12 protein-coding genes are annotated in these 13,115 nt (G+C 37.5%); all 12 read left to right on the forward strand.

The window, feature by feature from the left end:
* Positions 1 to 229 precede the first annotated feature (229 nt).
* The 12 genes from IGI97_RS06530 (at position 230) to pstB (IGI97_RS06585) (ending at position 13,104) form a co-directional block, all read left to right on the forward strand.
* The gene (locus IGI97_RS06530) at positions 230 to 1,546 is read left to right on the forward strand and encodes a DEAD/DEAH box helicase (protein WP_438738248.1); all 1,317 of its coding nucleotides are present in this window, start codon (positions 230 to 232) and stop codon (positions 1,544 to 1,546) included.
* Entirely contained in the window at positions 1,536 to 2,222 is a 687-nt protein-coding gene (locus IGI97_RS06535; RefSeq protein ID WP_438738250.1) for a ComF family protein, read from the forward strand. Before IGI97_RS06530 ends, IGI97_RS06535 begins: the two co-directional genes overlap by 11 nt.
* 138 nt (positions 2,223 to 2,360) lie before the next feature.
* Positions 2,361 to 2,912 (forward strand): ribosome hibernation-promoting factor, HPF/YfiA family, encoded by a 552-nt coding sequence (hpf, locus tag IGI97_RS06540; protein WP_002357293.1) that lies wholly within the window; start codon positions 2,361 to 2,363, stop codon positions 2,910 to 2,912.
* 255 nt (positions 2,913 to 3,167) lie between these two features.
* Complete coding sequence (gene secA, locus IGI97_RS06545; protein WP_438738252.1) at positions 3,168 to 5,705, forward strand: preprotein translocase subunit SecA; 2,538 nt, start codon at positions 3,168 to 3,170, stop codon at positions 5,703 to 5,705.
* 76 nt (positions 5,706 to 5,781) lie between these two features.
* Positions 5,782 to 6,883, forward strand: a protein-coding gene (gene prfB / locus IGI97_RS06550) for a peptide chain release factor 2 (protein WP_111997025.1) whose coding sequence is annotated in 2 segments (ribosomal slippage) — positions 5,782 to 5,853 and positions 5,855 to 6,883 — 1,101 coding nt in all. Because the reading frame shifts where the segments join, the coding sequence is not laid out codon by codon here.
* A gap of 105 nt (positions 6,884 to 6,988) precedes the next feature.
* Entirely contained in the window at positions 6,989 to 7,675 is a 687-nt protein-coding gene (ftsE, locus tag IGI97_RS06555) for a cell division ATP-binding protein FtsE (RefSeq protein ID WP_002361935.1), read from the forward strand.
* Positions 7,668 to 8,552 carry a permease-like cell division protein FtsX gene (gene ftsX / locus IGI97_RS06560; RefSeq protein WP_002364071.1) on the forward strand — a complete coding sequence of 295 codons (885 nt, stop codon included), beginning with the start codon at positions 7,668 to 7,670 and terminating at the stop codon, positions 8,550 to 8,552. Before ftsE ends, ftsX begins: the two co-directional genes overlap by 8 nt.
* A 175-nt stretch (positions 8,553 to 8,727) precedes the next feature.
* Positions 8,728 to 9,582, forward strand: coding sequence for a phosphate ABC transporter substrate-binding protein PstS (locus tag IGI97_RS06565; protein ID WP_438738254.1), 855 nt, complete (start codon positions 8,728 to 8,730; stop codon positions 9,580 to 9,582).
* A gap of 122 nt (positions 9,583 to 9,704) precedes the next feature.
* Complete coding sequence (gene pstC / locus IGI97_RS06570) at positions 9,705 to 10,625, forward strand: phosphate ABC transporter permease subunit PstC (RefSeq protein WP_002357299.1); 921 nt, start codon at positions 9,705 to 9,707, stop codon at positions 10,623 to 10,625.
* A complete protein-coding gene (pstA, locus tag IGI97_RS06575) occupies positions 10,625 to 11,509 on the forward strand; it encodes a phosphate ABC transporter permease PstA (RefSeq protein ID WP_002357300.1) in 885 nt (294 codons plus the stop codon). The genes pstC and pstA overlap by 1 nt, the downstream gene beginning before the upstream one ends.
* 16 nt (positions 11,510 to 11,525) lie before the next feature.
* Positions 11,526 to 12,335, forward strand: a complete 810-nt coding sequence (gene pstB, locus IGI97_RS06580) for a phosphate ABC transporter ATP-binding protein PstB (RefSeq protein WP_002357302.1) — start codon at positions 11,526 to 11,528, stop codon at positions 12,333 to 12,335.
* Between the two features lie 10 nt (positions 12,336 to 12,345).
* Positions 12,346 to 13,104: a phosphate ABC transporter ATP-binding protein PstB gene (gene pstB, locus IGI97_RS06585; protein WP_002357303.1), complete on the forward strand. Its 759-nt coding sequence runs from the start codon at positions 12,346 to 12,348 to the stop codon at positions 13,102 to 13,104.
* The last annotated feature ends 11 nt before the right edge of the window (positions 13,105 to 13,115 follow it).

Here is a 13,115-nt window from a genome sequence, read left to right on the forward strand (position 1 = left end):
ATTACTAGATATACTTTAACATTAATTTTTCTTTAAAGGTAGATAAATTTGTTTATAAAAAAGCTGCATATAGGTAAGTCGAAAGTAGAAGATTCGTGTAAACAATAAAGCGTATCAAGAGTTTGTTTAGTAGGTAACGACTAGATAAGAATAGAAAGATAACGGTGGGAGATCTCCTTTTTCGCAAAAAAGCTAGAGAAATGCGTATTTTATAATTGAGGTGGTTAACATGGAAGATTTGCATGGACGTAAAATAATTCTTGAAGAAACAGAACCTTCAATACAGACAAAACTGGTTTATTTACCAACAATGTTAGAGCGTTCACCCCTAACAATTCAATGTCAGCGGTGCGGGGAAGTCGTATCCAAAAAAGAAAACAGACTGGCGACAAATGTATACTACTGTCATGCGTGCATTCAATTAGGCCGTGTGACTTCTTGTCAAAAATTTTGTCATCTACCAGAAAGGCCCAATAGCCCAAGAACTGTCTTTTTTGAGTGGTCTGGACAATTGACAAAGGGACAGCAAGCGATCTCAGTTGAACTTTGTGAGACAGCAAAAGTAAGAGAGAATCGCTTAGTGTGGGCAGTTACAGGTGCAGGCAAAACAGAAATGTTATTTGCTGTTTTGCACCAAACCTTACAAGAAGGGGGGCGGATTGCGCTGGCTTCGCCGCGTGTCGATGTTTGCTTAGAACTGTTTCCCAGAATCCAAGCGGTTTTTCCTCAAGAAGCAATTGCTTTACTTCATGGAAACAGTCAAGAAGCGTATCGTTATACGAAACTAGTGATTTGCACCACCCATCAATTATTGAAATTCCATCAAGCATTTGATTTACTTATCGTTGATGAAGTCGACTCTTTTCCTTTTGTTAATAACGAGCATCTTTATTATGGAGTGCGTAACGCACGAAAAAAAAGAAGTAGTTTGGTGTACTTAACAGCAACCCCTACGAAAGAATTACGGAAGCTTTTACAGCAAAAGAAGTTAGCAGCCAGTATTTTTCCAGCAAGATATCATCGTAGGCCATTGCTTGTGCCACGCCGATTTTGGGTTCAGTCGTGGCAACGTCTTTCTAGCAAAAATATTAAAATCATTGCACATCATTTGAAACGTTTATTGGTGCGTAATTCAGTTTTATTATTTTGCCCAAGCATTCCATTAATTCACCAATTGCATCCATTAATAGCTGAGCGATTTTCCGACAAAGAAGTTGTCGCCGTTTATGGTAGTGATGAGCTTCGCCTAGAAAAAGTTCAAGCAATGCGTCAGCAGAAAACGGATATTTTGATCACTACAACCATTTTAGAACGTGGTGTGACTTTTGATGCAGTCTCAGTTATTGTTTATGGTGCCAATCATCGAGTCTTCACTTCTTCAACACTTGTCCAAATTGCGGGCCGAGTCGATCGAAGACAAGAATTCAATTACGGCGAAGTTTTATTTTTACATGATGGGGAAACAAGAGACATGAAAGAGGCAATTCGGCAAATAAAGCAAATGAATCGCTTGGCTAGCAAACGAGGGATGTTAGATGGATTGTAAAAATTGCGCAAGCCCCATTCGTTTGGAGATAACATTAAAAATGCTCTTACATTTTAAAAAATGGGCGAGGCCTTCACTTTGCCAGAACTGCCAAGCAAAGTTCCAGAAACTGCCAATGATAGGCACTTGCTTTGGCTGTAGTCGCGTCAGCCAAGAGCATTATTGTTTTGATTGTCAAAGGTGGCAGCTGCTTTATCCAGAGTATTCTTTTCATAATACAGCGTTGTTTCATTATGATGAAGGAATGCAAGAGTGGATGGAACGCTATAAATTTCAAGGAGACTATCGCTTAAGAATGTGTTTTAACGAGGAAATCAACTTTTACTTTCAGCAACAATCTGCGGACTATATAATTCCGGTGCCCTTATCCGAAAAACGAATGCAAGAACGAGGCTTCAACCAAGTAATTGGCTTACTAGAAGCGGCTGATGTTCCGTACAGCCCTTTTTTAATTAGAAAAGAGGAAAATGTTCCGCAATCTAAGAAAACTAGAAAGGAAAGGATGCGGTTGCAACAACCATTTGCCATCCAAAAAGAAAACCAAAAAAAATTAAAAAATTGTTCTGTTATTTTGGTGGATGACATCTATACCACTGGACGAACTCTTTTTCACGCAGCGGCTGTTATCAATGACTGTTATCCTAAAAGTTTGAATACGTTTACTCTCGCGCGGTAAAAAGAAAAGAATTCATAAATTTGATGACTATTTTGTTGGCAAAACCCAGATTATTCGATATAATGAAATTAAGAAGAAGGGAATTAAAGAGTGGTCCTTTAATCTTTTCTTTACTGGTAGATGAAAGGGGTAATTGTTATGTTTAGATATAATGTACGTGGAGAAAATATCGAGGTAACCGAAGCGATTCGAGACTATGTTGAGAAAAAAGTCGGTAAATTAGAAAGATATTTCAGCGATTCACCTGAAGCAACGGTTCACGTGAATTTGAAAGTGTACACTGAAAAAACAGCCAAAGTCGAGGTTACTATTCCTCTTCCTTATCTAGTTTTACGAGCTGAAGAAACGTCACCTGATTTATACGCAAGTATTGATTTGGTTGTCGATAAATTAGAACGACAAATTCGTAAATTTAAAACAAAAATCAACAGAAAATCTCGTGAAACAGGACGTAACAATACAAAAGCCGCTGTCTTCTTAGTTGGTGAAGAAACAGAAGAAACACCTTCAGAATTAGACATCGTTCGTACAAAACGTCTATCATTAAAACCGATGGACAGTGAAGAAGCTGTTTTACAAATGAACATGTTAGGACACAACTTCTTCATTTTTGAAGATGCTGAAACAAATGGAACAAGCATTGTTTACCGTCGTAAAGATGGCAAATATGGCTTGATTGAAACAGACTAAAGCTTAAAATAAGAGCTGAAATGCCTTCGTGCATTTCAGCTCTTTAAACATCTTTAAAGCACGGAGTAAAGAAAAAATAAAGAAATACATAAAATAACTTTAAAAGTTCCTCTTTTAAAGGAAAATGTCTGCAAAATAGAGAGAAATGGTTTTCTTTCTCGTCAAGTAATGATAAAATAAAACGGATAGATTGTGCTTCTTGTACAAAAAGGATACAAAAATAAAAAGAGGTAATTGAAAGGAACACAGATACCAATGGCAAATTTTTTGAAAAAAATGATTGAAAACGATAAAAAAGAATTAAGACGATTAGAAAAAATCGCCGATAAAATTGATGCACATGCAAGTGCAATGGAACAACTAAGTGATGAACAATTACGTGAAAAAACAGATGAATTTAAAGCCCGTTATCAAAAAGGGGAAACCTTAGACGAACTATTACCAGAAGCGTTTGCGGTTGTCCGCGAAGCTGCTAAACGAGTACTAGGTTTATTCCCGTACCGTGTCCAATTAATGGGTGGGATTGTGCTTCATGACGGGAACATTCCTGAAATGAGAACAGGTGAAGGGAAAACCTTGACTGCCACAATGCCTGTATACTTGAATGCACTATCTGGCGAAGGAGTACACGTTGTTACAGTTAATGAATACTTAGCAACCCGTGACTCTAACGAAATGGGAGAATTATATAATTTCTTAGGCTTAAGCGTTGGCTTAAACATTAACTCTAAATCTTCTGATGAAAAACGTGAAGCGTATAACTGTGATATCACTTATAGTACAAATAACGAATTAGGATTTGACTATTTGCGTGATAACATGGTTGTTTATCGCAGCCAAATGGTTCAACGTCCATTAAACTATGCAATTGTCGATGAAGTGGATTCAATCTTAATTGATGAAGCAAGAACCCCATTAATTATTTCTGGACAAGCTGAAAAATCGACAGCACTCTATACGCGTGCCGATAATTTTGTCAAACGCTTAAAAGAAGACGAAGATTACAAAATTGATATTCAGTCTAAAACAATTGGTTTAACAGAAGCAGGGATTGAAAAAGCGGAACAAACTTTTGGATTGGATAACCTTTACGATATTGAAAATACAGCATTAACGCACCATTTAGATCAAGCGTTACGGGCAAACTATATCATGTTATTAGACATTGATTACGTGGTGCAAGACAATAAAGTCTTAATTGTTGACCAATTTACTGGTCGTATCATGGATGGTCGTCGTTATTCTGATGGCTTGCATCAAGCGATCGAAGCAAAAGAAGGCGTCGAAATTGAAGATGAAACAAAAACAATGGCGACGATTACTTTCCAAAACTACTTCCGGATGTACAAAAAACTAGCCGGGATGACTGGTACTGCTAAAACAGAAGAAGAAGAATTCCGTGAAATTTACAATATTCAAGTCATTCAAATTCCAACCAATCGTCCGATTATCCGCGACGATCGTCCAGATTTACTTTATCCAACCTTGGAAAGTAAATTTAACGCAGTAGTGGAAGATATTAAAGAACGTTACCACAAAGGGCAACCAGTGTTGGTAGGGACTGTTGCGGTAGAAACATCAGAATTACTTTCTGATAAATTAAACGCAGCTAAAATTCCTCATGAAGTATTAAATGCAAAGAATCACTTTAAAGAAGCCGAAATCATTATGAATGCCGGTCAAAAAGGCGCAGTTACAATTGCAACAAATATGGCTGGTCGTGGAACGGATATTAAACTTGGTTTAGGTGTACTTGAACTAGGTGGTCTAGCAGTTATCGGGACAGAACGTCATGAGTCACGTCGTATTGATAATCAGTTGCGTGGACGTGCAGGACGCCAAGGGGATCCAGGGGTTTCACAATTTTATTTATCTTTAGAAGATGACTTAATGAAACGCTTTGGTTCAGAACGAATTAAAACATTCTTGGAACGAATGAATGTGCAAGAAGAAGATGCAGTTATTCAAAGTAAAATGTTTACTCGCCAAGTAGAGTCTGCTCAAAAACGTGTGGAAGGAAATAACTATGACACACGTAAAAATGTTTTACAATACGATGACGTGATGCGCGAGCAACGTGAAGTTATTTATGCACAACGACAAGAAGTAATTATGGAAGAAAATGACTTGTCTTATGTATTGATGGGCATGGTAAAACGGACGATTGGCCGAGTGGTGGATAGCCATACACAATTAGAAAAAGAAGAATGGAATTTAGATGGGATTGTCGATTTTGCAGCCTCAACACTTGTCCATGAAGATACGATTTCTAAAAAAGATTTAGAAAATAAATCAGCTGAAGAAATCAAAGACTACTTAGTGGCACGTGCGCAAGAAGTATTTGAAGAAAAATCTCAACAATTGAATGGTCAAGAACAACTGCTAGAATTTGAAAAAGTTGTCATCTTGCGTGTCGTCGATACTAAATGGACAGATCACATTGATGCAATGGATCAATTACGTCAATCTGTCGGCTTACGTGCGTACGGTCAAAACAACCCATTAGTAGAATATCAAACAGAAGGTTATTCTATGTATAACAATATGGTGGGTTCAATCGAATATGAAGTAACACGTTTATTCATGAAATCGGAAATTCGCCAAAATGTCCAACGTGAGCAAGTAGCTCAAGGACAAGCGGAACATCCAGAAACAGAACAAGATGCAGCTGCACAAAGCAACACAAGTGCGAAGCGTCAACCTGTGCGTGTAGATAAAAAAGTGGGCCGTAATGATTTATGCCCATGCGGAAGTGGCAAAAAATTCAAAAATTGTCATGGAAGAAACGCTTAATTAAAGAAAAAACGCAGGGTGGGGCAATTTGTCCCGCCTTTGCTCTTTTTACAATAAAGAGAAAGAAGGAATCATTTTGGAAAACCCAGAAATTCGTACATTATTAGACGAAATGACACAAAAAATTACTAGCTTCAGGAGGTCTCTTTGACTTAGACCAGTTAGAAGAAGACATTGCCGAGGCGGAAAATCGGATGGGAGAACCTGGTTTTTGGGACAACACAGAAACGGCTCAAAAGCTAATTAACGAAACCAATAGTTTGAAAGAAAAATATCAACAATTTCATCAGCTCTCTGAGGAACTGGACGAATTAACGGTGATGTTTGAATTACAACAAGAAGAATATGATGCAGAGATTCAAGAAGAATTGGAAGAAAGAATTCATCTCTTGCAAGAACGTTTAACAACGTATGAGCTATCCTTACTACTAAATGAGCCATATGATCATAATAACGCCCTAATTGAATTACACCCTGGTGCCGGTGGTACTGAATCACAAGATTGGGGAAGTATGCTTTTACGAATGTATACACGTTGGGCAGAAAGTCACGGTTTCCAAGTTGAAACGTTGGATTACCAAGCTGGAGATGAAGCAGGGATTAAAAGTGTCACCTTATTAATCAAAGGTTACAATGCTTATGGCTACCTAAAATCTGAAAAAGGTGTCCATCGTCTTGTACGGATTTCGCCCTTTGATTCCGCTAAACGCCGTCATACTTCGTTTTGTTCAGTTGATGTAATGCCGGAACTAGACGATACAATAGAAATTGCGATCAATCCAGATGACTTAAAAATTGATACCTATCGAGCAAGTGGTGCCGGTGGTCAGCATATTAATAAAACAGAATCGGCTGTTCGAATCACACATATTCCAACAGGTACCGTTGTCGCAAGCCAAGCACAACGTTCTCAATTAAAAAACCGTGAGCAAGCAATGAGTATGTTAAAAGCCAAATTATATCAATTGGAAATGGAAAAGAAAGCCCAAGAAGCAGCAAGTTTACGTGGTGAACAAATGGAAATTGGCTGGGGCTCACAAATCCGTTCTTACGTGTTCCATCCGTATTCAATGGTCAAAGACCATCGGACAAATTACGAAACTGGCAATGTTCAAGCTGTGATGGATGGAGACCTTGATGGTTTCATTGATGCCTACTTAAAACAGCGCTTAAGTTAAGCTCTTCATTAAATTGAAATAAAAATGTAACTTAATGCAAGAAGTTTGCAATATTGACATGTTATAATGAGTAGGATTGAAGAAAAAAGAGATGGAGAGAACGCCATGATTGAAATGAAAGATGTAATGAAGAAATATTCGAATGGTACAACAGCGATTCGAAATATTTCAGTAGAGATTGACCAAGGCGAGTTCGTCTATGTGGTTGGTCCCTCAGGTGCAGGGAAATCAACCTTTATTAGATTAATGTATCGTGAAGAAAAAGCAACAAAAGGTAATTTGACAGTTGCAGGTCATGATTTAATGAAAATAAAAAATAAAGAAGTTCCTTATTTACGTCGTGAAATCGGCATCGTTTTCCAAGACTATAAACTATTACCAAAGAAAACTGTGTATGAGAACGTGGCCTATGCGATGCAAGTTATCGGACGACGTCCTCGCGAAATCAAAAAACGCGTGATGGAAGTTTTAGATTTAGTCGGTCTAAAACATAAGGTACGTGTTTTTCCAAGCGAACTTTCTGGTGGGGAACAGCAACGGGTATCCATTGCACGAGCAATCGTAAATACACCGAAAGTTTTAATTGCCGATGAACCAACTGGAAACTTAGATCCAGAGAATTCATGGGAAATCATGAAATTGTTGGACCGGATTAACGCACAAGGAACAACAGTCGTGATGGCAACGCATAATAGTACAATTGTAAATACGATTCGTCACCGTGTTATTGCCATTGAAAATGGTCGCATTATCCGTGACCAAGTGGAAGGAGAATACGGCTACGATGATTAGAACATTCTTTTCTCATTTATTTGAAAGTATCAAAAGTTTAAAACGGAACGGTTGGATGACTGTTGCCTCAGCAAGTGCGGTTACAATTACATTAGTTTTAGTTGGTATTTTTATGGGCGTTATTTTTAATGCAACGAAACTTGCTGATGATATCGAAAAAAACGTGACAGTGTCTGTTTTTGTCGATATTGGTACAAAACAAAATGAAATGAAAACATTAGAAAAACAACTTAAAGGATTAGACAATGTTGAAGATATTTCTTATTCAAACAAAGATCAACAATTGAAAAAAATCCAAGAACAAATGGGGGATGCCTGGAATCTTTTCGAAGGCGACAGTAACCCATTATATGATGTGTATTATGTCCGTGCAAAAACACCAGAAGACACGAAAGATATTGCGAAACAAGCAGCTAAATTCCCAAGTGTTTTTAAAGCCGATTACGGTGGTGTAAATTCAGACAAAATCTTTAAAATCGCTCAAACCGTTCGAACTTGGGGCTTAGCAGCTGCTGCATTACTTTTATTCGTTGCAGTGTTCTTAATTTCCAACACTATTCGGATTACGATTTTATCTCGTCAAAAAGAAATCCAAATTATGCGTCTTGTAGGAGCCAAAAACAGTTTCATTCGTTGGCCGTTCTTCTTAGAAGGTGCTTGGATTGGGTTGATTGGCGCAATCGTGCCAGTCATTATTATGACGTTAGGCTACCATCAAGTTTATAACATGTTTAACCCGCAGTTATTGCGTTCGAATTATTCATTAATTCGTCCAGAAGATTTTATCTGGAAAGTTAATCTATTAATGATTGCAACAGGAATGATTATTGGATCACTAGGTTCAGTTATTTCAATGCGTCGTTTCTTGAAAATTTAAACGAAAAAAAGCTCTCCATTTTGGAGAGCTTTTTTTGGTTTAGTTTTAAAATACTTGTTATTTAATTTAAGAGTTTTCTCAGTTGTACCAACAAATTGATAACTTATAATTTTCAAGTCCTACATATAATGGTAAAATAGAATGGATTGAAATTAATTGGAGGAATAATGAATCGATGAAAAAAAGATTGCTATTATTTATTGGTTTGGCAAGTATACTTATTTTGACAGGATGTGCAAAATGGATTGATCGTGGTGAATCCATCACAGCGGTAGGCTCATCAGCTTTACAACCATTAGTAGAGACAGCGAGTGAGGAATATCAAAGCCAAAATCCGGGAAGATTTATTAATGTCCAAGGTGGCGGAAGCGGAACAGGTCTGAGTCAAGTCCAATCTGGCGCGGTAGACATTGGTAATTCTGATTTATTTGCAGAAGAGAAAAAGGGCATCAAAGCGGAAGACTTAATTGATCATAAAGTTGCTGTTGTTGGGATTACACCAATCGTTAACAAAAATGTCGGTGTCAAAGATATCTCAATGGAAAATTTAAAGAAAATCTTTTTAGGTGAAGTAACAAACTGGAAAGAACTTGGCGGGAAAGATCAAAAAATTGTTATTTTGAACAGAGCGGCCGGTAGTGGTACGCGTGCGACTTTTGAAAAGTGGGTCTTGGGAGATAAAACAGCCATTCGTGCGCAAGAACAAGATTCCAGCGGCATGGTTCGTTCCATTGTTTCTGATACACCAGGAGCGATTAGTTATACCGCATTTTCATATGTTACTGATGAAGTAGCTACGTTAAGTATTGATGGTGTTCAGCCAACAGATGAAAATGTAATGAACAATAAATGGATTATTTGGTCTTATGAACACATGTACACTCGTAAAAATCCAAGTGATTTAACCAAAGAGTTTTTAGACTTTATGTTGTCAGATGATATCCAAGAACGTGTGATTGGTCAATTAGGGTATATTCCTGTTTCGAAAATGGAAATTGAACGGGATTGGCAAGGAAATGTCATTAAATAATTCTCTTAACACAAAATTTACAAACTTAACATAAAATTTACATGTTATTAAAAACAAATTGATGTAAAAAAGGTACACTATTTTTATCTGTAAAAGTTGGATTGTTTGAGGAGGAAATATTCTTGGAAGATGTACAGAAAAAATTATTAACAAAATCGAAAAGAGCCAAGATGGAGCAACGAGGAAAATTTATTAGTTTCCTATGTATTGCCTTAATTGTAGCAGTGGTTGTTTCAATTTTCTATTTTGTTGCAAGTAAAGGACTTGCTACATTCTTTAAAGATAAGATTAACGTGTTTGATTTCTTATTTGGAACAAACTGGAACCCAAGTGATATCGGCGCAGACGGTAAACCCATGGTTGGGGCTTTACCAATGATTGCGGGTTCCTTTATTGTAACGTTTTTGTCAGCGATTGTTGCGACGCCATTTGCGATTGGAGCGGCTGTTTTTATGACAGAAATTTCACCTAAAAAAGGAGCGAAATTTTTACAACCAGTTATTGAATTACTTGTAGGGATTCCCTCTGTTGTTTATGGATTTATTGGTTTATCTGTCATTGTTCCTTTTGTCCGTTCAATCTTTGGCGGAACTGGCTTCGGTATTTTAGCTGGTACATTTGTACTATTTGTTATGATTTTACCAACGGTCACTACAATGACCGTGGATGCGCTAAAAGCTGTACCTAGACATTATCGTGAAGCATCGTTGGCGCTTGGTGCTACGCGTTGGCAAACGATTTATAAAGTTGTCTTGCGGGCAGCTGTGCCTGGTATTTTAACTGCGGTTGTCTTTGGTATGGCTCGTGCGTTTGGTGAAGCCTTAGCAATCCAAATGGTAATCGGAAATGCAGCTGTGATGCCAACTAGTTTGACAACACCAGCTTCGACACTAACAAGTATTTTGACAATGGGGATTGGGAATACAATTATGGGAACAGTTGAAAACAACGTTCTTTGGTCTTTAGCCTTGATTCTATTGTTGATGTCTTTACTATTCAACATTGTTATCCGAATTATCGGTAAGAGAGGAGCCTTAAAATAATGAATGCAAAAAAAGCAGATAAAATCGCAACAGGTATCTTATATGCCGTATCTGGCGTCATTGTTTTAATTTTGGCGGCCTTACTGATTTACATTTTAGCTAGAGGAATTCCACATATTTCGTGGGAATTTTTAACACAACCATCCAGAGCCTATCAAGTTGGTGGTGGGATTGGTATTCAGCTTTTCAATTCACTATATTTACTATTGATTACAATGATTATTAGTATTCCAATTTCATTAGGTGCTGGAATTTACTTATCGGAATATGCGAAAAAGAATTGGTTAACTGATTTAATTCGTACCTCGATTGAAATTTTAAGTTCATTGCCTTCCGTTGTTGTGGGGCTGTTCGGCTTCTTGATTTTCGTTGTACAAATCGGATATGGCTTTTCAATCTTATCAGGTGCGTTAGCATTAACATTTTTTAACTTACCATTATTGACTAGAAATGTTGAGGAATCTTTGAAAGCCATTCATTATACACAGCGTGAAGCGGGGTTAGCCTTAGGTCTTTCACGTTGGGAAACAGTTAAAAAAGTTATTTTGCCAGAAGCGTTACCAGGAATTTTGACAGGGGTTATTTTGAGTTCTGGTCGGATTTTCGGTGAAGCCGCTGCGCTAATTTATACAGCAGGACAAAGCGCACCTGCCTTAGATTTCAGTAATTGGAATCCGTTGAGCGTTTCAAGTCCAATTAGTATTTTCCGTCAAGCGGAAACGTTGGCTGTGCATATTTGGAAAATTAATACCGAAGGAACGATGCCAGATGGCGCTGCGGTCTCAGCAGGTGCCTCCGCTGTGTTAATTTTAGTAGTTTTACTTTTCAATTTCGGCGCTCGTTTTATCGGCAACCGTCTTTATAAGAGAATGACATCAGCTTAATGTTAGGGGAATTAGCATGAAAGAATACAATTTAAATGATACCCATTTACTTCAACTAGATAGCCAAAAAGACCCGATTGCGTTACACACGGAAGACTTACATGTCTTTTACGGGGACAATGAGGCTATCAAAGGTGTTGATTTGCAATTTGAAAAGAACAAAATAACCGCCTTAATTGGACCTTCTGGTTGCGGTAAATCCACGTATTTACGTTCGCTAAATCGTATGAACGATGGCATTGCCAATTCACGTGTTACTGGAAAAATTATGTATAAAGATGTCGATGTCAATACGAAAGAAGTTGACGTCTACGAAATGAGAAAACGCATTGGCATGGTTTTTCAGCGGCCCAATCCATTTAGTAAATCTATCTATGAAAATATCACATTCGCATTGAAACAGCATGGTGAAAAGGATAAGAAAAAATTAGATGAAATCGTTGAAACAAGTTTGAAGCAAGCCGCACTTTGGGATCAAGTGAAAGATAACTTAAACAAAAGCGCCTTAGCTCTGTCTGGTGGGCAACAACAACGTTTGTGTATCGCTCGGGCAATTGCGATGAAACCAGATATTCTGTTATTAGATGAACCAGCAAGCGCCTTAGATCCGATTTCAACAGGAACGGTTGAAGAAACGTTAGTGAATTTAAAAGATGATTACACGATCATCATTGTGACACATAACATGCAACAAGCGGCGCGGATTAGTGACTATACAGCTTTCTTCTATATGGGCAAAGTCATTGAATACGACCATACAAGAAAAATCTTTACACGACCAAAAATTCAAGCAACGGAAGACTACGTTTCAGGACATTTTGGTTAGGAGGAGCAAGATGGGCAAAGAAATTATTTCATCAAAAGATTTACATTTATATTACGGGAAAAAAGAAGCATTGAAAGGCATCGATTTAACTTTTAATCAAGGAGAATTAACTGCCATGATTGGTCCTTCTGGTTGCGGGAAGTCAACGTATTTACGTTGCTTGAATCGTATGAATGATTTAATCCCAGACGTAACTATTACTGGAAGTGTTGTCTATAAAGGAAAAGATATTTATGGACCGAAAACAGATAACGTTGAATTACGTAAAGAAATTGGGATGGTTTTCCAACAACCTAATCCATTTCCATTTTCAGTTTATGAAAATGTGATTTATGGCTTGCGCCTAAAAGGAGTCAAAGACAAGCAAGTCTTAGATGAAGCAGTTGAAACCAGTTTGAAAGCTGCTGCCGTTTGGGAGGATGTCAAAGATAAACTTCACAAAAGTGCACTTTCACTTTCTGGTGGACAACAACAGCGGGTTTGTATCGCTCGTGTTTTAGCTGTGGAACCAGATATTATTTTATTAGATGAACCAACTAGCGCCTTGGACCCAGTTTCTAGTGGTAAAATTGAAAACATGCTGTTAACATTAAAAGAGAAATATACCATGATTATGGTGACACATAATATGTCACAAGCATCACGGATCTCTGATAAAACGGCCTTCTTTTTACAAGGTGATTTAATTGAATTTAATGACACGAAAAAAGTATTTTTAAATCCAAAAGAAAAACAAACAGAAGATTACATTTCTGGTAAATTTGGTTAAAAGGGGGAAAA

It is taken from the genome of Enterococcus sp. DIV2419 (genome assembly GCF_051711865.1).
Taxonomy (GTDB): Bacteria; Bacillota; Bacilli; order Lactobacillales; family Enterococcaceae; genus Enterococcus; species Enterococcus faecalis.

Bases quoted from the DNA above. Each gene is read 5' to 3' on its own strand.
- pstB (WP_002357303.1), top strand. From the start codon at position 12,346: ATGGGCAAAGAAATTATTTCATCAAAAGATTTACATTTATATTACGGG.
- pstB (WP_002357302.1), top strand. From the start codon at position 11,526: ATGAAAGAATACAATTTAAATGATACCCATTTACTTCAACTAGATAGC.
- IGI97_RS06530 (WP_438738248.1), top strand. From the start codon at position 230: ATGGAAGATTTGCATGGACGTAAAATAATTCTTGAAGAAACAGAACCT.
- IGI97_RS06565 (WP_438738254.1), top strand. From the start codon at position 8,728: ATGAAAAAAAGATTGCTATTATTTATTGGTTTGGCAAGTATACTTATT.
- secA (WP_438738252.1), top strand. From the start codon at position 3,168: ATGGCAAATTTTTTGAAAAAAATGATTGAAAACGATAAAAAAGAATTA.
- ftsE (WP_002361935.1), top strand. From the start codon at position 6,989: ATGATTGAAATGAAAGATGTAATGAAGAAATATTCGAATGGTACAACA.
- hpf (WP_002357293.1), top strand. From the start codon at position 2,361: ATGTTTAGATATAATGTACGTGGAGAAAATATCGAGGTAACCGAAGCG.
- pstA (WP_002357300.1), top strand. From the start codon at position 10,625: ATGAATGCAAAAAAAGCAGATAAAATCGCAACAGGTATCTTATATGCC.
- ftsX (WP_002364071.1), top strand. From the start codon at position 7,668: ATGATTAGAACATTCTTTTCTCATTTATTTGAAAGTATCAAAAGTTTA.
- IGI97_RS06535 (WP_438738250.1), top strand. From the start codon at position 1,536: ATGGATTGTAAAAATTGCGCAAGCCCCATTCGTTTGGAGATAACATTA.